The sequence below is a fragment of the Pseudorhizobium endolithicum genome (assembly GCF_902153245.2).
GTDB classification, from domain to species: Bacteria; Pseudomonadota; Alphaproteobacteria; order Rhizobiales; family Rhizobiaceae; genus Neorhizobium; species Neorhizobium endolithicum.
In genome coordinates, this window is record NZ_CABFWF030000013.1 from 386,773 (window position 1) to 409,251 (window position 22,479).

General features: G+C 63.1%; 19 protein-coding genes. 2 read left to right on the forward strand and 17 right to left on the reverse strand.

Annotated elements, in window-relative coordinates:
• Positions 1–44: 44 nt before the first annotated feature.
• From RTCK_RS15045 to RTCK_RS15105, 13 genes are all read right to left on the reverse strand, one after another.
• The gene (locus tag RTCK_RS15045; protein WP_408004557.1) at positions 45–686 is read right to left on the reverse strand and encodes a protein-L-isoaspartate(D-aspartate) O-methyltransferase; all 642 of its coding nucleotides are present in this window, start codon (positions 684–686) and stop codon (positions 45–47) included.
• An 8-nt stretch (positions 687–694) separates the two neighbouring features.
• On the reverse strand, positions 695–1,471 hold the full coding sequence (gene surE, locus RTCK_RS15050) for a 5'/3'-nucleotidase SurE (RefSeq protein WP_142593380.1): 777 nt from the start codon (positions 1,469–1,471) through the stop codon (positions 695–697).
• Positions 1,471–2,754, reverse strand: a complete 1,284-nt coding sequence (gene serS / locus RTCK_RS15055; RefSeq protein WP_142593381.1) for a serine--tRNA ligase — start codon at positions 2,752–2,754, stop codon at positions 1,471–1,473. Before serS ends, surE begins: the two co-directional genes overlap by 1 nt.
• A gap of 54 nt (positions 2,755–2,808) precedes the next feature.
• Positions 2,809–3,633, reverse strand: coding sequence for a twin-arginine translocase subunit TatC (tatC, locus tag RTCK_RS15060; protein WP_142520822.1), 825 nt, complete (start codon positions 3,631–3,633; stop codon positions 2,809–2,811).
• Positions 3,630–4,298, reverse strand: a complete 669-nt coding sequence (gene tatB / locus RTCK_RS15065; RefSeq protein ID WP_142593382.1) for a Sec-independent protein translocase protein TatB — start codon at positions 4,296–4,298, stop codon at positions 3,630–3,632. Before tatB ends, tatC begins: the two co-directional genes overlap by 4 nt.
• Positions 4,299–4,330: 32 nt before the next feature.
• Positions 4,331–4,537, reverse strand: coding sequence for a twin-arginine translocase TatA/TatE family subunit (locus RTCK_RS15070; protein ID WP_142520824.1), 207 nt, complete (start codon positions 4,535–4,537; stop codon positions 4,331–4,333).
• A gap of 32 nt (positions 4,538–4,569) precedes the next feature.
• Positions 4,570–5,679, reverse strand: coding sequence for an ABC transporter ATP-binding protein (locus RTCK_RS15075; protein WP_142593383.1), 1,110 nt, complete (start codon positions 5,677–5,679; stop codon positions 4,570–4,572).
• Positions 5,680–5,728: 49 nt separating this feature from the next.
• Positions 5,729–6,445: an SMC-Scp complex subunit ScpB gene (scpB, locus tag RTCK_RS15080; protein ID WP_142593384.1), complete on the reverse strand. Its 717-nt coding sequence runs from the start codon at positions 6,443–6,445 to the stop codon at positions 5,729–5,731.
• Positions 6,432–7,265, reverse strand: coding sequence for a segregation and condensation protein A (locus RTCK_RS15085; RefSeq protein ID WP_142593385.1), 834 nt, complete (start codon positions 7,263–7,265; stop codon positions 6,432–6,434). The genes scpB and RTCK_RS15085 overlap by 14 nt, the downstream gene beginning before the upstream one ends.
• Before the next feature lie 28 nt (positions 7,266–7,293).
• A complete protein-coding gene (nagZ, locus tag RTCK_RS15090) occupies positions 7,294–8,310 on the reverse strand; it encodes a beta-N-acetylhexosaminidase (RefSeq protein WP_142593386.1) in 1,017 nt (338 codons plus the stop codon).
• Between the two features lie 91 nt (positions 8,311–8,401).
• Positions 8,402–11,374 (reverse strand): SPOR domain-containing protein, encoded by a 2,973-nt coding sequence (locus RTCK_RS15095; protein ID WP_142593387.1) that lies wholly within the window; start codon positions 11,372–11,374, stop codon positions 8,402–8,404.
• Positions 11,375–11,440: 66 nt separating this feature from the next.
• Positions 11,441–13,198 carry an arginine--tRNA ligase gene (gene argS / locus RTCK_RS15100; RefSeq protein WP_142520830.1) on the reverse strand — a complete coding sequence of 586 codons (1,758 nt, stop codon included), beginning with the start codon at positions 13,196–13,198 and terminating at the stop codon, positions 11,441–11,443.
• Between the two features lie 58 nt (positions 13,199–13,256).
• Complete coding sequence (locus RTCK_RS15105) at positions 13,257–14,477, reverse strand: deoxyguanosinetriphosphate triphosphohydrolase (RefSeq protein WP_408004553.1); 1,221 nt, start codon at positions 14,475–14,477, stop codon at positions 13,257–13,259.
• A gap of 128 nt (positions 14,478–14,605) precedes the next feature.
• On the opposite strand from RTCK_RS15105, the gene erpA reads away from it, so the two are divergent.
• Both erpA and xth read left to right on the forward strand, forming a co-directional pair.
• Entirely contained in the window at positions 14,606–14,938 is a 333-nt protein-coding gene (erpA, locus tag RTCK_RS15110) for an iron-sulfur cluster insertion protein ErpA (protein ID WP_142520831.1), read from the forward strand.
• Between the two features lie 78 nt (positions 14,939–15,016).
• The gene (gene xth / locus RTCK_RS15115) at positions 15,017–15,811 is read left to right on the forward strand and encodes an exodeoxyribonuclease III (protein WP_142520832.1); all 795 of its coding nucleotides are present in this window, start codon (positions 15,017–15,019) and stop codon (positions 15,809–15,811) included.
• A gap of 7 nt (positions 15,812–15,818) precedes the next feature.
• On the opposite strand, the gene exoR is transcribed toward xth, so the two are convergent.
• From exoR to RTCK_RS15135, 4 genes are all read right to left on the reverse strand, one after another.
• A complete protein-coding gene (exoR, locus tag RTCK_RS15120; protein ID WP_408004558.1) occupies positions 15,819–16,589 on the reverse strand; it encodes an exopolysaccharide production regulator ExoR in 771 nt (256 codons plus the stop codon).
• Positions 16,590–17,093: 504 nt separating this feature from the next.
• Positions 17,094–18,278, reverse strand: coding sequence for an OmpP1/FadL family transporter (locus tag RTCK_RS15125; RefSeq protein ID WP_142593389.1), 1,185 nt, complete (start codon positions 18,276–18,278; stop codon positions 17,094–17,096).
• A 343-nt stretch (positions 18,279–18,621) separates the two neighbouring features.
• Positions 18,622–21,537: a valine--tRNA ligase gene (locus RTCK_RS15130; RefSeq protein ID WP_142593390.1), complete on the reverse strand. Its 2,916-nt coding sequence runs from the start codon at positions 21,535–21,537 to the stop codon at positions 18,622–18,624.
• A gap of 116 nt (positions 21,538–21,653) precedes the next feature.
• Positions 21,654–22,415, reverse strand: coding sequence for a PopZ family protein (locus RTCK_RS15135; RefSeq protein ID WP_142593391.1), 762 nt, complete (start codon positions 22,413–22,415; stop codon positions 21,654–21,656).
• Positions 22,416–22,479 lie beyond the last annotated feature (64 nt).

Genomic DNA, 22,479 nt, shown 5'->3' on the forward strand with positions numbered 1-22,479 from the left:
TTTTGCTAATTTGGTAACCATGCTGCGCCGGGCGGTGCGCCAGGTCACAGTGCTGCCGCAATATGGGGCACGAGCGGCAGGTAGGGTACCGGGAAAAGATCCTCGCGGTCGAAGCGGCTTCCGGTCTTGGTCAGGCGCATCATCAGGCAGGTACCGTCCTCAAGCATGAGCGGCGCGATCATCGAGCCGCCGGATACCAGTTGCTCGGCATAGAAGCGCGGCATGGACGTGAAAGCGCCCGTGACCAGTATCCGGTCGAAGGTCCCCTCCCCTGGCATGCCCTGAATGCCGTCCGCCTGCCGGACCACGACATTGCGCAGACCGAGTTTGTCAAGACGTCCCTGAGCTCCCGTGACGAGGGTCTTGTAGCGGTCCACGGTCAGCACCCGTTCCGCAAGCCGGCCGAGGACCGCTCCGGTGAACCCGCTGCCGGTACCGATCTCCAAGACACGCTGGCCGGGCTTCACCTGCAGCCGATGGAGAAGCCGGACGGCAAGATCGGCGCCTTCCATGAAGGATCCGCATTCGATGGGTATCGTCCGGCTGGAATTGGCTTCCGTCCCCATCATCGACGGCACGAATACGGAACGCGGCGTCTGCTCAACCGCCGTGAGAAGGTCGAGGTCGGAGATGCCTTCCGCCCGCAGACGCAGCACGAGCGCGGCAAAACCTTCCTTTTCCACCATGCTGGACTTCAATCGGCCACTCCGAATCCCAGTGCCTGCGCGACCCGATCCTGTACCGAATGGTCCGTCAGGTCCAGCTTCAGGGGCGTGACCGAGATCCTGTTGTGCTTGAGCGCATGGATGTCGGTCCCCTCCCGGAAGCGCCCCAGCCGCTCGCCAAAGCGAAGCCAGTAGTAGGGCAGGCCCCGGCCGTCGCGGCGGGCGTCGATCGTCAAGCCGAAGTCGAGCTTTCCCTGCGAGGTGACCTGAACCCCCTGCACGTCCTTCGGCGGACATTTCGGGAAGTTCAGGTTCAGGAAGGTCCCGTCGGGCAGGTCGACATCGCTCAGCTTGCGGATGAGATCGGGAGCGTAGGCTTCCGCAGTTTCCCACGGGACGATTCGCCCGCCCTCGGCGTCGTGATGATATGCCTGGCTCAGCGCAAAGGACCGCACCCCCTGCAACGTCCCCTCGATCGCCCCGGCGATCGTCCCCGAATAGGTAACGTCGTCCGCCATATTGGCCCCGGCATTGACGCCGGACAGCACGATGTCCGGCCTTTCCGGCATCACTTCGCGGATGCCCATGATGACACAATCGGTCGGCGTCCCGCGAAGAGCAAAATGCTTGTCCGCCACCTTGCGGAGGCGAAGCGGCTCGGAGAGCGTCAGCGAATGGGCAAGGCCGCTCTGGTCGGTCTCCGGTGCCACGATCCAGACATCGTCCGTGAGCTGACGGGCAATCCGCTCCAACGCGGCGAGGCCTTCTGCATGAATGCCGTCGTCGTTGGTGAGCAGGATGCGCATCAGGCGACCCGCTCGATCTTCTTCAAGCCGCCCATGTAAGGGAGGAGCGCGTCCGGCACGGTGATGGAGCCATCCTCGTTAAGATAGTTCTCCATCACGGCGATGAGGCAGCGGCCGACTGCCGTGCCCGAGCCGTTCAGCGTGTGTACGAACCGCAGGGCCTTGTCGTCCTTCACGCGATAGCGGGCATTCATCCGGCGGGCCTGGAAATCGCCGCAAACCGAACACGAGGAAATCTCGCGATAGGTGTTCTGGCCCGGCAGCCAGACTTCGATGTCATAGGTCTTGCGTGCACCGAAACCCATGTCGCCGGTGCAGAGCGTTACGGTCCGGAAATGCAGGCCGAGGCGCTTCAGGACGGTCTCGGCACATTCCGTCATCCGCTCGTGCTCGGCGATCGAGCTTTCGGCGTCGGTAATCGAGACGAGTTCGCACTTCCAGAACTGATGCTGGCGCAGCATTCCCCTGGTATCACGTCCGGCCGAACCGGCCTCCGAGCGGAACGACGGCGTCAGCGCCGTGAACCGCAGCGGCAGTTTCTCCTGTTCCAGGATCTCGCCCGACACGAGATTGGTGAGCGACACCTCGGCCGTCGGGATAAGCCAGCGGCCATCGGTCGTGCGAAACAGGTCCTCGGCAAACTTCGGCAGTTGCCCGGTGCCGTACATGGCCTCATCGCGCACCATCAGCGGCGACGAAACTTCCGTATAACCGTGTTCCATGGTGTGCAGGTCGATCATGAACTGGCCTAGGGCGCGCTCAAGCCGTGCCAGCGGCCCAGTCAGGACCGTGAAACGGGAGCCCGAGAGCTTCGCCGCCCGCTCGAAGTCCATGTAGCCGAGTTGTTCGCCGATCTCGAAGTGTTCGCGGGCCGCATGATTCCAGCCGGGCTTCTGCCCGACGACGTGCTTGACCACGTTGTCGTTCTCGTCCTTGCCGACAGGAACGTCGTCGAGCGGGATGTTGGGCACACGGGAAAGGGCGTCATCGAGGGCCGCGACGACCTCACGTTCCTCCTGCTCGGCCGCAGGCATGGTGTCCTTGATCTCGGCCACCTCAGCCTTCAGCCGCTCGGCAAGCTCCATGTTCTTCTGCGCCATTGCGGCGCCGATTTCCTTGGAGGCGGAATTGCGGCGCGACTGCATGTCCTGAAGCGTCTGAATGGCGGCGCGGCGCTTGTCGTCGAGCGCCACCAGGGTGGCGGCCATCGGTTCTGCGCCACGTTTTTCCAGCGCTTCGTCCAGCACCTGAGGATTGTCGCGGATCCACTTGATATCGAACATCGTTCCTGGCCTTTCGAGCGGAACGCAGCACTCTCGCGGGCAAGGCAGAAGGGCCTAGGCCTTGTCCGTTTCGGCAAGGTCCGACGCGGCGGATTCGGCAACAGCCTCCTCGGCGCGCTTGCGCTCGACGAGTCGCGCAGCGTAGATGGAAATCTCGTAGAGAAGGATGGTCGGCAGCGCAAGACCGATCTGGGAAAGCGGATCGGGCGGCGTCAGGACTGCCGCGACGACGAAGGCGATCACGATCGCGAACTTCCGCTTCTCGCGCAGCCATTCGCTGGTCAGCAGTCCCACCCGCGCCAGAAGGGTCGTCACTACCGGCAACTGGAAGACGAGGCCGAAGGACAGGACCAGCGTCATGATGAGGCTGAGATATTCCGAGACCCGCGGCAGGAGCGAAATGGCCATTTCCCCCTCCGCCGGCGTCTGCTGCATGGCGAGGAAGAACCACATCACCATCGGCGTGAAGAAGAAGTAGACGAGCGCGGCCCCCATCAGGAACAGGATAGGCGATGCCACCAGGAACGGCAGGAAAGCAGCACGCTCGTTCTTGTAGAGGCCCGGCGCCACGAACTTGTAGAGCTGCGACGCGATCACGGGAAAGGCGATGACCACGGCGCCGAACATCGCCACCTTCACCTGGGTGAAGAAGAACTCCTGCGGGGCGGTATAGATCAGTTCCGACTTCGCTACATCCATTCCCGCCCACAGGACCGCCCACTTGTACGGCACGACAAGCAGGTTGAAGAGGTCCTTGGCGAAGAAGAAGCAGAGAATGAACGCGACGAAGAACGCCCCGAGCGACCACATCAGCCGTGTGCGCAGCTCGATGAGATGCTCGATGAGCGGCTGCGGCTTATCTTCGATGTCACCGCTCATGCGTCATCCTTCGGCGTGTCAGTTTTCCTGGGAGAGCGTGTCCTGGCGGAGGGCTTGGAGGCCGAGGTGACGGCGGGCGCTTCCGCCGCGCTTCGGCGCTTCCGCTTTCCCGCATCCTGCGGCTGGACATCCGCACCGGCTGCCTTTGAACTCGCCTTCTTGCGCGAGCTCTTGACCGGTGCGGGCTTGGCACCCTCCCCCGTCACCGGGGCTGCCGGGCCAGCAACGGCCGGCGGCGTCGAGGGCAGCGTCATGGTGGGCGCCGGTACCGTGACCGGAGCGGGCTGTTCAGCGGGGACCACGCCCTCGACTGCCTTTTGCGCCTCTACATCCTGCTTGTCACCGGCGGAGGTCGTTTCGACACGCGTCGATTTCTCCAGGTCGGTGCGGATATCCTGCCCCATCTGGCGCAAGGGATTGATCGCATCGCGCAACGCGTTGGAGGGATTGAGCTTCTGCGCATCCGCAATAGTCTTGCGGACCTCGTCCATTTCCGTCTCGCGGAGAGCTTCATCGAATTGCGTGCGAAAATCGCCGGCCATTCTGCGCAACGTGCCGGTCATCCGTCCGAAGGCGCGCAACATTGGCGGCAGATCCTTCGGACCGACGACCACGATCAGAATGATCCCGATAACGAGAAGCTCGGTCCAGCCGATATCAAGCATTCAACAAGGCTCCCCGAACCCGGTCCGTAAGATCAGGTCCGAGTGCTTTCCTTGGTGTCTTCGGACTTATGCTCGACGGTCTTCGTCGTCTCAGGCGTATCGTCCTCGCTGATGCCCTTCTTGAAGCTCTTGATGCCCTTGGCGACATCGCCCATCAGTTCCGGAATCTTGCCGCGGCCGAAAAGCACCAGCACGATGATCAGGACGATCAGCCAATGCCAAACACTGAAGGAACCCATAACTGCAACTCCTAATTTTGCGTTGTCCCGATTTATGCTGTTTGGGTCGCTTTTTCAAACACCAAAATATCCTGCGGCGCGACGCTTATGGTCACATCGATCAGTCCCGGCGGAAGCAGATCGGCGCGAATACGAGCCCTGACCGGTTCCTCCCGGCCGAATATGGCCAGATTCAGCAGTTCCACGACGCCGAGGAACCGGCGCGACTGGATTCTCGCCTCGATCGCCCCCCCCTGCGGCATAACGCGCACATCAGAGAGGCGCACGGCCACAGCGGCGTGTGTGCCATCCGCAAGATGTCCGGCGGGCGCCTTCCCCAGCGGCGTTTCCACCATTCCGCCCGCCACGACCGCCGAAAACTCGTTGATCTCCGAGAAGAAGGCGGCAGCAAAGAGATCGCGGGGCTCGCGATAGAGTTCGCCGACACTGCCGACCTGGACCAAACGACCATCGCGCAGAAGCGCAATCCGGTCGGCCATCCGCATCGCCTCCTCCGCATCATGCGTCACGACTATGGCGGTGGCGCGGCTTTCGCGAAGAACATCCAGCGTGTCCGCGCGGATACTGTCCTTCAGACGCGAATCGAGGCCCGAGAACGGCTCATCCATCAGGAGCACGCCGGGCCTGGGAGCAAGCGCCCGCGCCAGCGCCACCCGCTGCTGCTCACCTCCGGAAAGCGCATGCGGGTATTTTGCTGCATAATGGCCAAGTCCGACCCGCTCCAGCGCACTCCGTGCAGCGACAACGGCATCGCGTGTCGGCAGCGCCGTCAGTCCGAAGCGGACATTGTCCAGCACGGTCATATGCGGGAAAAGCGCAAAATCCTGGAACATCAGGCCGATGCCCCGCTTTTCCGGCGGCAGGAAGACGGCGGGACCGGATGCCTCGCGGCCATCGATCACCACCCGCCCCCGGCTTTGCACCTCGATGCCGGCGGCGATCCGAAGCAGTGTCGTCTTTCCGGAGCCGGAGGGGCCGAGCAGGCAGAGAACCTCCCCCGGCTCTGCCGTCAGCGAAATGCCGCGGATGGTTTCCTTGCCATGATAACTATGGTGGATATCCTCGAAGCTCAGTTGCGACGCGAACGAGACCGCGGTCGTTCGCCTCGTCTTCTTGTCCCGATCGTCCGCTTCCAAAGTCATCCGGCGCTCGCAAGCCTCAACCCGCGACCGGGCCTGAAGAAAGATGACTTCATTCCTCTTCTTCGCCACCGGGTGTCAAGAGACCCAGTTCCTCAAGGTCGAGTTGCGTGATGGGATCCTCGTCCTCGGCAAGGTCATCCGACAGGCCGGGCAGCGGCACCTGGAAGTTCGGCGGGATGCGGCCGGACAGGAGGCCGGCGCCCTTCAACTCCTCCAGACCCGGCAGGTCGCGCAGTTCCTCCAAGCCGAAGTGATCGAGGAACGCCGGCGTCGTGCCGAGCGTGACGGGGCGGCCGGGTGAGCGCCGGCGCCCGCGGAACCGGACCCAGCCGGCTTCCATCAGCACGTCGAGCGTTCCCCTGGATGTCTGGACCCCGCGTATCTCCTCGATTTCCGCCCGCGTCACCGGCTGGTGATAGGCGATGATGGCAAGCACCTCCAGTGCGGCCCGCGAAAGCTTCCTGGTTTCGCCGTCGTCCTTGCGGATTACGAAAGAAAGGTCGGCTGCGGTGCGGAATGCCCACCTCTCACCGCTGCGCACGAGGTTGACCCCGCGCAGGGCATAGTGATCCGCCAGGCGTGCCATGACCGCCGGTATGTCGGCGCCGACCGGCAGGCGTTCGGCGAGAAATCCTTCGGACACCGGTTCTGCGGAGGCGAAAACCAGGGCCTCGGCGATGCGCTCGACTTCCGCGAGCGAGTAAGGTTCCGGCCCATCCGCCGTCCCCGCCTCGCCTGGATGGCCGTCTCCGTCAGAAGCTGTCAACCGCCGCCTCCTGAACCGATGCCGGTTTGCTACCGCTTCGCAGATAGATCGGGGCGAAGGCCTCTTCCTGCCTGATCTCGAGCTTGCCCTCGCGCACCATTTCCAGCGAAGCAGCAAAGGCGCTGGCCGTGGCCGTCACGCGGTCGGCCGGCGGCAGATATTCGAGGAGGTAGTGCTGCAGGGCTGTCCATCCGGTGATCTCGCCCAGCATCCGCGTCAGCAGTTCCCGGGCGTCGGACAAGGCCCATACCTTCCGCTTCTCGATGGTGACCTGCGTCACGGCATTGCGCTGGCGGAGGTTCGCATAGGCAGAAAGAAGATCGTACAGGCTGGCGTCATAGGCCGAGCGGATCTGGTGCGGTATGTGCTCGGGCGCGCCGCGGACGAAGATGTCCCGCCCCACGAGATTGCGGTTGATGAGCCGGGTCGCCGCCTCGCGCATCGCCTCCAGGCGTTTGAGCCGGAACGCCAGGGTGGCGGCCATTTCTTCACCACTGGGACCGTCGTCGCCCTTCACCTGCTGCGGGATCAGCAGTTTGGACTTCAGGTAGGCAAGCCATGCAGCCATCACGAGATAGTCGGCCGCCAGTTCTATCCGTACCCGCCGGGCGCTCTCCACGAACGCCAGATACTGTTCGGCCAGTGCAAGGACGGAAATCTTCGCCAGGTCGACCTTCTGCGACCGCGCCAGGTGCAGAAGCAGGTCGAGAGGTCCTTCGAACCCGCCGACGTCGATCATCAGCGCCGGCTCGTCGGCAGCCCTCTCGGGCGTATCCTGCCAGAGCTTGTCCATGGGAATGGCGCCCGGCGCGACGTTCATAGCGACCCTCCCAATCCTGGCTGCGGCGTCAGGCGGTGGCGAAAAGCCCCTGGAATTCCTGGCGCAATGCGGTTTCATCTGCTTCGTCACCGGGACCGAAGGCGGCCTCGACCGCCTGCGCACGCTGCAGCGACTTTCCGGCCAGCGGCTGCGCCTCCGCGACGACGGCCCTCATTTCGTCCATCACGCCGTTGCAATGCAAGATGATATCGCAGCCACCCCCAGCTATTCGGCGCGCACGCTCACCAATGGTGCCCTTGAGCGCGTTCATGGACGTGTCGTCCGACATCAGCAGGCCGTCGAAACCGATGCAGCCGCGAATAATGTCCTCTATGACCTTGGGCGAAGTGGTCGCGGGCTGATCCGGATCGAGGGCGGTGAAGACGATATGGGCGCTCATCGCCATCAGTTCGTCCTTCATGGCCCGGAAAGGCAAGAAATCATGGGCTTCCAGTTCGGCGCGCCCGGCATGAACGATCGGCAGTTCATGGTGAGAATCCGCCATGCCCCGTCCATGGCCGGGAATATGCTTCATGACCGGCAGCATGCCTCCCGCCTTCAGGCCAGCCGCGGCCGCCTGCCCCATCTCGGCGACCACCTGCGGCTCGAAGCCGTAGGCGCGGTCTCCTATGACGTTGCTGGCGCCTTCGACCGGCACGTCAAGCACCGGCAGGCAATCGACATTGATCCCGAGCCTCGTCAGGTCGAAGGCATGCAGGCGGGACATCAGCCATGCCGCCCGCAGTCCAGTCTGCCTGTCCTGCCGATGGAGAGCGCCGAGCGCTTCGGCGCTCGGATACTTCTCCGCGAGCGGAGGGCGAATGCGCTGGACGCGCCCTCCCTCCTGGTCGATCAGCACCGGCGCATGCGGGCGCCCGACCGCCTCGCGCATGGACGCCACCAGATCCACAACCTGCGAGGCCTCCTGGACATTGCGGGCGAACAGGATGAAGCCCCAGGGGCGTTCGTCCCGGTAGAGGGAGATCTCATCGGCGGTGAGTACCGTCCCGGCGGCTCCCAGAATCATTGCTTTCGATTCGCTCATCGCATGATCATAGAGTTCCCGCGCAGCAATGCGAATAGTTCAACGAAAACGGGGCCCGAAGGCCCCGTTGATGGGATGAATTGACCGGCCCTTACTGCGCCACAAGGCAACTGCCACCTGCGGCGCGGTACTTCTCGCACAGCGCCACGGCATCGGCCTTGCTGCCGGCCGGGATGCGGACACGGTAGAAGGTTCCCTTTCCGGCGATCTCGGCGCGCTTGATGTCCACGCCACGACCGCCAATGACCGATCCGAACTTCGCAGACAGGTTGTTGTAGGATTTTTGCGCATCCGCCTCGCTCGGCAGCGACGCGATCTGGATGACGTAACCACCCGGTGCGAGCTCGGCCACCTGCTCGGCCGGAACTGAGGCGGCCGGCGGATTTTCCTGCGTGTTCTGCAGGTTGCCCTGGTCACTGACCGCCGCCACGATATTGACCGGCTGCTGGGCCGGGCGCGCCGTCGGGACCGGTGCCGTGTTCGCCTGTCCGGAACGAGCCTGGTCCCCGACCTCCGTCGCCGCAGGTGTGGCCGCCGCCGCATCGGTGGAAACCGGCACCAGGCCGGCCGTGTCATCCGGATCACCGGCCTGATTGGCAGCCGGCTGCGCGTCCGGTACGGAGGCGGTCTCGACGCTCTTGACCGATGCAGCAGGGACCTTGTCCGTCGTGACGGGAGCGGCAACAGCGGCTGCCGGCGCTGGCTCTGCCGGGATTTCCTGCTCGACCAGCGTGCCGTCGGGGCGGACGATCATCGTCTTGACCCGACGCGGCATGACCGCGACCGGCTGCTCTTGGCCTTCCGGCGCCATTGCCGCGACCTGTTCGTCTTCCGGAAGCAGCCGTTCCTCCGGAGCCTGCTCCGGCAAGGCGGCATCCGCAAGCTCACTACCCTCAAGCGGCAGGGAATCCGTCATCAGAGTCTTCTGGACGACATCGACCGGTTCCTCGCTGGCGGAAATGAGGGCTTCCTGCCTGGGCGTTTCAACCGTGGCACCGGCGACTCGATCATAGACCGCCTTGTCCTGGTTCGGAACGGTCTTGCCACCCGGGTTCTCGGGCACGACCTTGATCGGATCCGGGTCGGCAGCGATCACGACCGGCTCTCCGCCGGCAACGGAACCGCCTTCTCCGCCGAAGAGCGCGTAGGCAATCGACCCGCCGGCGATCACGACGCCGGCGACCGCCAGTGGGACCGCCATGGAGGAGAGCGATCGGCGGCTCTCCTGGGAGGATCGGCCGGATGAACGATCGAACGCTTCGGCCGCCGCCGGTTGTGGCGGCAGCGGAGCCGTCAGACTGCGACGGAAATCCTCCTCAAGCGCGCGCTCAAAATCATCGAGATCCGGATAGGTGGCCGTTGGAGCGGGCTGGACGACCTGCTCGCCGCCCGCATCGGAAGAGGACGCCTGTTCAGTGCCCACCATATCGGCATGGACGCTACCCTGCAGCAGGGACGCAAGTTCCGAATCGAGGTCGATATCGTAGTCGTTCCGGTGAGCAGGTACCGGTTCCTGCTCCTCGAGCTGAAGTTCCGGCACATCGAGCTCTGCAACCGGCTCCGGATGCTCCTCGCTTTCCGCGATCAGCGAGGGATCGAACGGAAGATCTGCGACCTCGTCCATTTGAGGCTGCGCCTGCTCGACAAGGGAAGCCTGAGGGACAACGGGCACGGGCTGCGGGGCGACGGGCGGCAATTGTGACGGCGCCGGGGCAACACGTGCGACAGGCGACCAGGACGCCGTATGACGAACCGGTTCCGCCGCCTTCGGGGCCGCCACCGGCGCAGCCACCGGGGGCTCCGAAAAGACGTTGAGCTCGTCGTCGGACATGATGTCGGAAAGATCGAACTCCAGATCCTCCAGCGCCAGCTCGAATTCGTTGTCGATCATCGCCTCGATCGCGAGGTCGCCTTCGGCAGGGATCACCCGAGGCTGGACTTGTTCCGTGGCGGCGACCGCAGCGACGGAAACGGGGGCGCTTGCAGGAGACGCATTGACGGCGCCTCGCTGCTCATCCTGCCAGCGCGACCCCACCGTCATCGGCGCGTTCTGCGGAGCCGCTGGAATCGGGTAACGGGAGACATCCTGGATCAGGGCGTCCAGGACCGACAGGTCTTTTGAAACCGCCGCCTGATCCGCCCCCAGGGCCGCAGCAAGAGGCTCGGAAGCATCGGACGGCAGAGTACCCTGCGGCGCCGGGTCTTCGGACTGCGTCAGCGCTTCCGGACCATTCGTTCCATGGATGGACGACGGAGCATGATCCACAGCCGGGCTTTCGGGGAAAGAGGTCGCCCCAGGCATCGGTGTCGAAGCAGCCGCATCCCCGCGAGAGACATGGAAATTCGCCAGCGGCATTCGGAAAGCGGGGGTATATGTTCCGCGTTTGCGGCTATCTGCCGCCATAACGCCCCCGGTGTCCGGCGCACTGGCCGGAACGGGCTCTCCGACCGCCATTTCGAGTTCGTCAGCCAGATCCAGTTCAGGCCCGGCATCGGATTCCGGGTGGAGGTCAGACAGGTGTATTTGCGGCTCGGATTCCTGCGGGGCGAAAATGCCCTCCTCGACGGGAAATTCCTCCGAGAGGTTCACGTCCTGCGCTTCAACGATTTCCGGCCCCGCCAGAACCGGCGCGGGCTCCATGAACCCATCGTCTTTTTCGCCGGCCTGCGGCTCAACTGCGAAGTCTTCTTCCACGGCGGACCAGTCGAGCTCCAGAACATCGTCCCGCGAGATCGTCTCGTCAGCCACCGGCTCGGAGGGTGTCCGCTCTTCTGCGACAGGTCGGTCGAACTGCAGGGACGACTCCTCGACTGCCGGAGCGACCGAAGCCAGAAGCGGCTGATGCGGCCGGGGCGCCTCATACCGTTCGAACTCGCGAAGCAGTTCATCCTCAAGGTTGAAGGCAGGCTCGCGACGCTCCGCCACCGGGGACTTGGGCGCCGGGGGCTTGGGCACCAGGCGCTCGTCGTATCCGACTATGCGAGCCAGTTCCGCCAACGGATCGTCATCGGCAAAGAAGTCCGGACCGTCATTCCGGCTACGCGCAAGGTTGTTGTCTGCCATTACCTCGTCCACCCACCTACACTTACAAGGGCACTGCCAGTGCTTTGTGGGGAAATGGTGGCGATACTATCGCATTTCTTCCGGCGCGGCAGTGCCCGTAATGGCCAAGCCCGACTTCAAAACAGAGGCGACAGCACGCACCAGCCCAAGTCTGGCAATACTCAATTCTCGGTTCTTATCGTTAACAAAACGTAAGTCAGGCTGCTCCTTGCCCTTGTTCCAATGGGCATGGAAGAAACTTGCCAGATCGTAAAGGTAGAACGCAAGTCTATGGGGCTCCTGCGACTGTGCCGCAGCCTCAATTATCCGTGGATATTCGGCAATCTTCGCAACCAGCTGGATTTCCTGATCATCCGTGATGCGGCCGGCGGCCGCCGCGAGATCGAGCGATTCGACATCCAGATCGGGAAAAGCCTCGCTGGCCTGCCGAAAGACAGACATGCACCGTGCATGGGCATATTGCACGTAAAAGACGGGATTATCCTTCGACTGCTCAGTCACCTTGGCGAAATCGAAATCCAGCGGCTCGGAATTCTTCCGGTAGAGCATCATGAACCGAACGGAATCGCGCCCCACCTCATCGACCACGTCCCGCAAGGTCACGAAATCGCCGGAGCGCTTCGACATCTTCACCGGCTCGCCGTTCCGGTAGAGCTTGACGAGCTGGCACAGCAGCACCGTCAGCTTCGACCTGCCCCCTGAAATCGCCCGAGCAAGGGCCTCCAGCCGCTTCACGTAGCCGCCGTGATCGGCGCCGAGGACATAGATCATCTCGTCATAGCCGCGGTCGAACTTGTCCTTGAAATAGGCAACGTCGGCCGCGAAGTAAGTATAGCTTCCATCCGACTTGATCAGCGGCCGGTCTATATCGTCGCCCACTTCGGTGGAGCGGAAGAGCGTCTGCTCGCGATCCTCCCAATCCTCCGGCAGCTGGCCCTTCGGAGGCGGAAGCGTGCCCCGGTACACGTGGCCCTTGAAGGTGAGGTCGTTGATGGCGGTACGGATACGTTGCGCGCCGCCGGCGTGCAGTTGCCGCTCTGAAAAGAAGACGTCGTGATGGACGTTGAGGGCCTGCAGGTCGTCACGGATCATGGCCATCATCGCGTCGATGGCCCGTTCCTTCACGATCTCCATCCAGTCCTCTTCCGGCATGTTGTGCAGCCGGGGACCGAACTCCTCCGCCAAGGCCTTTCCGACGGGGATCAGGTAATCGCCCGGATAGAGGCCGGAGGGGATCTCTCCGACATCCTCGCCCAGGGCCTGCCGGTAGCGGATGAACACCGACCTGGCGAGGACGTCGATCTGACTGCCGGCATCGTTGATGTAGTATTCCTTGGTGACCTCATAGCCGGCGAAGGCGAGAAGATTGGCCAGCGCATCGCCGACCACCGCGCCGCGGCAATGGCCGACATGCATGGGACCGGTGGGGTTGGCGGAGACGTATTCCACATTGGTCTTGCGGCCGGCGCCGATCGTCGAGCGACCGTAGTCCGTTCCCGCCTCGATCATCGCGGCCAGCAAACGCTGCCAATACCCCTTCGAAAGCCGCAGGTTGATAAAGCCAGGCCCGGCGACCGATACCTCGTCCACGTCCGGGTCCTGCTTCAGGGCCGCGCAGACCAACTCGGCCAAGGCCCTGGGATTGGTTCCCAACGGCTTCGCCAAAACCATCGCCGCGTTGGTTGCCACATCCCCATGGCTGGCGTCGCGCGGCGGTTCGACCGTGATACGGCCGAAATCAACCTCTGCGCGCTTTTCCTTGATCAGGTCGATGGTCTCGAGGGCATCCTTGATCCGGGTTTCGAAGTCGGCGAAGAGGTTCATGTGTCATATCTCCGCGGTTCGCGGATTCCTTGATAAGCCGTTGCTACTGGCGCGCTGCCTAACGCAAATCGGGAGTCCGGTCAAACAACTCCCCATGGGCGCGGATGGCATAGGAGTCGGTCATGCCGGCAAGATAGTCACCCACATGGCGGGCCCGCCCTGGTTGCGAAAGACCCGCGATATGCTGCACCCAGTAATGGCTGCGCATGAGCGAAGGGTTTTCCATGTAGGCGCCGAAAAGATCGGTGACGATCTGGGCCGCACCGGCCCGAATCCTCATGATTTCCGGATGCCTGTAGATATGGGAAAACAGAAGCTTCTTGATCAGCCGGTCCGTCTCGGTCATGGCCGGGGAAAAGGTGGCGATGACGCGGCCGCATGTCCGAACGTCGGCACAGGACCGGGGCCGGATCTCGCTGAGGTTCTGCTGCGCAAATCCGATGACGTCCTCCACCATCCTGGTGATCTGCCGGCGGGTGATCTCGTGCGTGAAGCGGCTGGGCTCCAGGTGGGGGTAACGGTCCCTCACCTCCTTCATCAGCGAAGCGAGGAAGGGCACCTCCTCCAGCATATCGAAGGTCAGGTAGCCCGCGCGCAGACCGTCATCGATATCGTGCGTGTTATAGGCAATATCGTCGGCGATCGCTGCCACCTGCGCCTCCAGGCTCGCAAACGTGGAGAGTTCCAGGTCATGGAGTGCGCAATAGTCGCGAATCGGCTGCGGCAGTGGACCGCGCGTCCCCTCGCCTTCCGGCGTCAGCAGCGGGCCGTTGTGCTTCACCAGCCCCTCCAGCGTCTCCCAGGTGAGGTTTAGACCGTCGAAATCCGCGTAGCGGCGTTCGAGCTTCGTCACGATCCGGAGCGACTGGGCATTGTGGTCGAACCCGCCATAGGGCCTCAGCACCTCGTCCAGGGCGTCTTCGCCGGTATGGCCGAAGGGCGTGTGGCCGAAATCATGCACCAACGCCACCCCCTCGGCGAGATCCTCGTCGACTTTCAGTGCCCGTGCCAGCGCGCGAGCGATCTGCGCCACTTCTATGGTGTGGGTAAGGCGGGTGCGGAAGTGGTCGCCGTCTGGGCTGATGAAGACCTGGGTCTTGTGCTTCAGACGCCTGAATGCAGTCGCATGGACGATGCGGTCGCGGTCACGCTGGAATTCGGATCGGGTGAGGCTGCCGTCTTCCGGAAGAAGCCGGCCGCGCGAAGCCCACGGGTCAGCGGCATAAACCGCCTTCTCTCCGGAGCCGTACCCGAGGCTTTTTCTGTCCACTGCCACCATGTTCTTGTCCGGTCTCGTCTCTTTCGCCGCCATTGACGTGCCATTTAAGGCTTCATACCTATAGTGCAATGCGGCGCATAGCCGAGCCCATGAACCTTTCCCGAGCCTTGACCTCGGCAGGAGCAGAGATGACCATTCCCAATGTCACCCTTTCGGATGCGGCAGCCACGCGCATATCGCAGATCGTGGCCGGTGAAGCGGGCAAGCAGGCACTTCGGGTTTCAGTGGAAGGCGGCGGCTGCTCCGGCTTCTCCTACAAGTTCGACCTTGCCGACGCGCCGGAGGCCGACGACGTCGTGATCGCCAAGGGCGACGCGAAGGTCCTCATCGACAGCCTTTCGCTCGTCTACATGGAGGGCTCCGAGATCGACTTCGTCGACAACCTGCTCGGGCAGTCCTTTCAGATCAAGAATCCGAACGCCGTCGCAAGTTGCGGCTGCGGCACGAGTTTTTCCATCTGAGAAAAGAAGGCCGACTGCAGTCTTTCAAAGTCCGCCCGGTTCGTTAAAAGGAAGCGAGCACGAGGAGCGGACATACCCATGAAGATCGCCACCTGGAACATCAACGGCGTCAAGGCTCGCATCGACAATCTGCGTCAGTGGCTGACCGACTCGAGCCCGGACATCGTGTGTCTTCAGGAAATCAAGTCGGTGGACGAGAACTTTCCGCGGTTCGAGATCGAGGCGCTCGGCTACCACGTCGAGACCCACGGGCAGAAGGGCTTCAACGGCGTGGCGCTCCTCTCAAAGATCCGGCCGGATGAGGTCGTTCGCGGCCTGCCGGAAGGCGACGGCGACGACCAGTCCCGCTATATCGAAGGGGTCTTCTCCGTCTCGGGCGGCGCGATCCGCGTGGCCTCGATCTACCTTCCCAACGGCAACCCCGCCGACGACCCGGTCAAGTATCCCTACAAGCTGCGGTGGCTGGAACGCCTGCGGACGCATGCCGCCAATTGCCTGGCGCTGGAAGAGCCGCTGATTCTGGCGGGTGACTACAACGTCATCCCCGAACCCCATGACTGCTTCGACCCGGCGGCCTGGGCGACCGACGCCCTGTTCCTGCCCGAGACCAGAGCAGCCTTCCGGCGGCTTGAGACGCTGGGGCTGGTGGACGCCGTGCGGACGACCACCGACGCGACGAAACTCTACACCTTCTGGGATTACCAGGCCGGCGCCTGGCAGAAGAACAACGGCATCCGGATCGATCACATGCTGCTGTCGGCCGAGGCCGCCGACCGGCTCAGGTCCACCGCGATAGAGAAACACGTTCGGGCGTGGGAAAAACCGTCCGACCATGTGCCGGTGACGGCCCTCTTCGACTTTCAGCCGGCCTAGAAGCGGTTTACTCCGCGCCCCGGGCCAGTTCCTGTGACAGGGCGACTGCGACGCGCCGGTCTTCCTCGTTTGCCACCGAGAATGCCTGCTCCTGCAATTGCTGCATCCAGCCGCAATCCTTGGGGCTGCACCGATCGAGTGCTGCGGTGAGGAAGGCCAGTCCGCGAACGGTATGCCCCTCCTGGAACAGGACGTCGCCGAACACTGCCATGGCGCCGGGGTGTCCGCTCTTGCGGGCCTGGTTCAGCCATTTCTTCGCCTGATGGATATTGGCGCCTCCGCCTTCGCCGGCCAGCATCATGCGCGCCAGCTCGAACTGCGCCTCGGCAACGCCGAAGGCTGATGCCGCCTGGAAGTAGAGCTGCCGAGCCTGCAACAGATCCCGCTTCACCGGGGTGCCCGGTATCCCGTCGCGGTAATAACCCGCAAGCGACATCAGCGCGTTGATGAAGAAGCCGGTATCTTCCGAACCGGGCTCGACCCCTGCGGCTGCGATCTCGTTGTAGATCTTGAAGGCTTCGAAATCGTCCTTGGCGACGCCATCGCCATAGGCATACATGTTGGCGAGCGCCCAGCGCGAACCGGTGTGGCCCTTTTCAGCGGCGTAGCGATAGGCCTCGACCGCATCCTCCTTCTGGCCGTTCTTGTAGGCATTGAAGCCGAACTTGAAGAGATCGAACGGCCCGGATTCCTTCGTCACGCCCGACTTGATGTCGAAGGCGGCAGACGACCCGGCCATGATGGAGGCAAAGGAAAGCCCCAGAAGCAATACACGCATGGAACCCTTAGACGACAAGGACATCGCTCAAACTCTTCCGGCCAAGTAGTGGGCGGCAGTGCCGGTCCGCCTCCGTCTGATCGCGCCCGCACGGACGCCGTTTCCGGCCAGTCCCCTTACAAGGACCGGCTTTACCGGAAGAGATCCACCGTAGATGCCTTTTTCGGCAAGACTAGGACGCGGCGGCGTCACAATAGAGGCTGTTGCCTTGGATCCGCCGCGACAGCCCCCCGACCGCGCGCGCCCATGATCTGCGATGAATAACCCGCCCATGATACTCCAACTCACGCGCCCCGCCCCCGCGGTCCGCCGCTTTCGACCCTATCGCTGCTCCCCGTTTGTGGCGGGAAATGGACATATTCGCCGCTCCCGCCACGCTCACAGACTCTCTCAAACAGATGTTGCCAAATCGTCACAATCTTCTCGGCCTTCCGGATGGATGTACCGGCCTCGGCATAAAAAAAGCCCGGCGCAAACCGGGCTTTTCTTGGATAGATCCCGCAATCAGAAGGCGATGCGGTAGGAGCCGGAGACGGCATAGGCCCAATCGCCATCGGCCGTCGCATTGTAGACGGCCTCGTCGGCAGTCGACTGCTCGCCTTCCGTCAGATAGCTGACGGCACCGCCGAGGCGGAGCTCGCCGGGGCCGGCCTTGATCGAAACACCGGCGGCAACGGTCCAGGTGTCACTGTAGATGTCCGCGCCGGTATCGACGCCACGGTCCCAGGTCAGGTTGACGGTGCCGGATACCGTTTCGGTGAAGGCATGGCCTACGCCGGCCTGGATGGTCCAGCCATCGCGCCAGTTGTAGACGTCCTGTTGAGGGATGTATCCCGGCCCGACACCAGGAGCTAAAGCAACAGGAGTGAATATAGAGTAGTTCAGGTTATCCATCACGCTCCAGTCGGTCCATTTTACTGAGCCGTAGACCAACCAGCCGGGCGCAACACCGCTCTGTACGCTGAGCTTGAGCGACTGCGGAAGAGTGCCGCTGCCGTAGGCATCTCGAACACCCAAAGGTTGAAGCGCAGGAACACTGCCAGCGCCCCAATCGAAGGTTCCCTCGTCTGCATCATGTTCGATCTTGGAGCGGTACATAAGTTGCACCCGCATCGCATACTCCGGAATATCGTATGCGACGCCCAGTCGGTACCCGACGGCTGAGTCGTCTTCCAGCTTCAGATCACCGCGAAAGGCATCAGCCTCATACTCGAAGTCCTGAAGGAAGACGCCACCGAGGAAATGCAGTCGACCTTTTCCGACTTGAGCCCTGATGTCGCAGGTCGCACCATATTCGTTGGTGATAAATTCTTTGCGGCTCGCACCGGTCCCGCCTCCCGCACGGCTTGCCGCCTGCGCCTGCGATCCATACTCTGCATCCGCCCCGAAAGGCTGGGTGTAGGTAAACGCGCAACCGAAATTCTCGGACGCATCAAACTTCGCTGCAAAGCTCGGGATCCAGTAATCCTGTGAAAACCGGCTATCGGTCGCGTCGGCACCATTGATCGTCGAATACTGCCGGTGCGGCGAGACGTAGGTCACTCCCGCACGTCCTGCGATGTTTCCCTCTTCGAACAGGATATCGGTATCGGCTTCACCGCGATTCCAGCCACCGGCCAGCGCCGACGTCTGAAGCAGGCAGCCCGCCGCGAGTGCCAAAAGAGTCTTGGAAACCAGTTTTTTTGTCATCTTCTCCCACCTCCCGGTATGCAATTTGTGAGACTGTAGATGCTTCAAGGGAAATGACAACTTTCCGTGAGCACCGGCACCCACCGCCATACAGCTGCCGGTTTTACGTGAAGTTTTCGGGAACACCGAATTTTATGGCGCGAAACAAAAAATCTTTCGGAAAATCTGCCTTCCGACGGCACGATTTGGAATTTTGTTCCCCCTTGCGAACATACTGTTTCATCTTTGCAACATCCGCGCCACTCGGTTGACGTGTACGGCAGAAGGACCGCAGGTTTCGGCCTGAAACGGAAAAAGCCCGCAGCGGATCTCGCTGCGGGCTCTACAATCAGGAGGAGACGGATCAGCCGGCTTCGGCGATTCTCTGCGCTGCCGTACGAAGGGCGCTCAATTGCACCTCGAGCTCGGCATAACGCTCGCGCTCGGCGGCCACCACTTCCGGGTCGGCGTTCTGCACGAACTTCTCGTTCGCCAGTTTCCTTGCTACGCGGTCCATGTCCGCCTCGGTCTTGCCGATCGCCTTCTCGATACGCGCCTTCTCCGCTGCAAGGTCGATCAGGCTCCCGAGCGGCAGGCAGGCGATGGCCTCGCCCACGACCACCTGCGCCGCACCCTTCGGTGCCGTGGAGGCGGTCTCGATGCTCTCCACGCGGGCCAGCCTGCGGATCGCCGCATCGTGCCGCTTCAGCCGCGCCTGGGTGGCGTCATTGGCGGCGACGACGATCAGCGGCGCCACTGCAGCGGGCGGCACATTCATCTCGGCGCGGGCCGAGCGAAGACCGGAAACGAGGTCGACCAGCCAGTTGATCTCGGCGGCGGCCGCCTCGTCGGCGAATTCCGGCGCCGGCCAGTCGGCGTGGCAGAGCAGGGTGTCGCGGCTCGCCGTATGCGCCCAAAGCTCTTCCGTCATGAAGGGCATGAACGGGTGCAGGAGCTTATAGGTCTCCTCCAGGACATAGGCGGCGCAGGCCTGCGCTTCCGCCTTGGCCTTCTCATCCTCGCCCATGAAGACCGGCTTCAGCAGTTCCAGGTACCAGTCGCAGAACTGATTCCAGACGAAGCGGTAGAGCGAACCTGCCGCATCGTTGAAGCGCTGGCTCTCGATCGCCTCCGTCACGTCGCGGATCGCCCCGGCAAGCTCCGTCAGGATCCAGCGATTGATGGTGAGCGTTGATGTCTCCGGGATGAAATGCGGGTCACGCTCAACGCCGTTCATCTCGGCGAAGCGGGTCGCATTCCACAGCTTCGTGCCGAAGTTGCGGTAGCCGGCGATACGGGCCGGATCCAGCTTCACGTCCCTGCCCTGCGCCGCCATGATGGCGAGCGTGAAGCGCAGGGCGTCTGCCCCGTATTCGTCGATCAGTTCCAACGGATCGATGACATTGCCCTTGGACTTCGACATCTTCTGGCCGTTCTTGTCGCGAACGAGGGCATGCACATAGACCGTGTGGAAGGGAGCAACCGGATTGCCGTCCTCGTCCTTCATGAAATGGAGGCCCATCATCATCATCCGGGCGACCCAGAAGAAGATGATATCGAAGCCGGTCACCAGCACGCTGGTCGGATAATACTTCTCCAGTTCCTTCGTCTGCTCCGGCCAGCCGAGCGTGGAGAACGGCCACAGCGCCGAGGAGAACCAGGTGTCGAGCACGTCCTCGTCGCGGGTCAGGATCTCTCCCGGACGGAAATTCTCCAGGAGGTCCTCGACATAGGCCTTCATCGGCCCTTCATGGGCGATGTAGTGCTGGATCGCCGCGTGCAGCGCCTCTTCCTCCGTCTTCTCGACGAAGACCTGGCCATCCGGCCCGTACCAGGCAGGAATCTGGTGGCCCCACCAGAGCTGGCGCGAAATGCACCAGGGCTGGATGTTCTCCATCCACTCGAAATAGGTCTTTTCCCAGTTCTTCGGGACGAAGTTCGTGCGGCCTTCGCGGACGGCGGCGATCGCCGGCTTCGCGAGCGTCTCGGCATCGACGAACCACTGGTCGGTCAGCATCGGCTCGATGACCACGTTGGAGCGGTCGCCGAAGGGCTGCATGATCTTCTTGTTCTCGACATAGGGCACGTCATTGCCCTCCGCGTCCTTGGCCGTGACCGCCAGGCCCTCTGCATTGATCGCATCGACGATCCGCTTGCGGGCCTCGTAGCGGTCGAGGCCGCGATACTCGTCCGGCACAAGGTTGATGTCGTCGACCTCAGACTCGGAGGGCAGTTCGCCCGACCTGGCGATCTCCAGCGCGCGAGCGGCATAGACGGCATAAGGCTCGCCGTCGTCGCGCAGACGGGCTTGGGTATCCATCAGGCGGTAAAGCGGAATGTTGTTGCGGCGAGCGACCTGGTAGTCGTTGAAGTCGTGCGCGCCGGTGATCTTTACCGCCCCGGAACCGAAGGTCGGGTCCGGATATTCGTCGGTGATGATCGGGATCAGGCGGCGATGGTCCTTCGGCCCCACCGGAATCTCGCAGAGCTTGCCGACGATCGGCCGATACCGTTCGTCGGAGGGATGAACGGCGACCGCGCCGTCGCCCAGCATGGTTTCCGGACGGGTGGTCGCGATGGAGATGTAGTTGCGCTCCTCCTGGAGGAGGATATTGCCGTCCGCATCCTTCTCCACATAGGTATAGGTCTCGCCGCCGGCGAGCGGATACTTGAAGTGCCACATGTGGCCGTCGGCTTCGCGGTTCTCCACCTCGATGTCGGAAATCGCCGTCTCGAACTTCGGGTCCCAGTTGACCAGCCGCTTGCCGCGATAGATGAGCCCTTCCTTGTAAAGAGTTACAAAAACTTCAAGAACGGCCTGCGACAGCCCCTCGTCCATGGTGAAGCGCTCGCGCGACCAATCGCAGGAGGCGCCGAGCCGCTTCAACTGGTTGAAGATCAGCCCGCCGGATTCCGCCTTCCACTCCCAGACCTTGTCGATGAAGGCCTCGCGGCCCATCTCGCGACGGCCGGGCAGTTGCCGTTCGGCAAGCTGGCGCTCGACCACCATCTGCGTCGCGATCCCCGCATGGTCCATGCCCGGCTGCCACAGCACATCCTTGCCGCGCATGCGCTCGAAGCGCACCATGATGTCCTGCAGCGTGTTGTTGAGCGCATGGCCCATATGCAGCGAGCCGGTCACGTTCGGCGGCGGGATGACGATGGTGAAGGTCTCGGCACCGGGCTTGGCATTGGCGCCGGCGCGGAAGGCGTCGGCCTCGTCCCAGGCAGCAGCGATCTTCGGTTCTACGGCGGCGGAATCATAGGTTTTATCGAGCATTTTCCGACCAGATTTCGAGTTCTTGTGTGGTCTGGGTGTAAATAGGACCGGCAGTAGCGAGTCAATAAAAAAGCCGCCCCGTCGCCGGAGCGGCCCTGCCGGAGGCGCTTGCTGCCTCAGCGGCGTGGGCCGCGTGCCACCCGCTCGATTTCCTCGCGCACGAGACGTTCCACCAGCGTCGGGAGGTTATCGTCCAGCCAGGCCTGCAGCATGGGACGCAGCATCTCCTGCGCCATGTCCTCCACCGAACGCTTCTCGATGCCGTCGAAGACAGCCGCCAGTTCGCCGAACGAGCGGGCAACCTGCTCTCCCGCCTCGTCGGAAAGAAGCGCCTCGACCCTGGCCGGCAGGCCGGCTGGCTCGGGCCGCGGCGCGACGTCTGCGCTTTGGGCTGATACGGCTACGCTCAGGGGTTCCGGCAAGGAGGCCTCGACGACGGACCGTGGCGCCTCGGCACCCATCTCGCGTCCCCCGTCCAGAACCGGCGCGGACTCGATGCTCCGCTCCTTGTTCGGCACCGAGGCCGCAACCGGCGGCAGGGAGCCTGCCGGCACAATACCGATGGAGCTGTTCTCCTGCCTTGCGGATGCCGCCCTCACCCGTGCCGCGACGTCGGCGAGCGACATGGACCGTTCCGACTCACGATCGGCGGCCGTGGTTTGCTGCACCTGAAGCCGGAGCGGCTGCCCCGGATCATTGGCCGCCAGTTCCGTCACGATATCGAGGTCCCCCTCGTCCAGTTCGTCGTCGGCATAGACGGGCGGAAGGCCGGTTCCCACGGCGCTTGCCGGCTGGGGCTCGTTGCTCTCGATGATCCTGCGAATGGAAGCCAGTATCTCTTCCATCGAGGGTTCACGCGCTACATTCGGCTGAGCCATCTTCTTCCCCGCAACTGCCTGGAGCATCCCGGCCGTCCAACGCGACCTGATTCGTCCTCAGTGT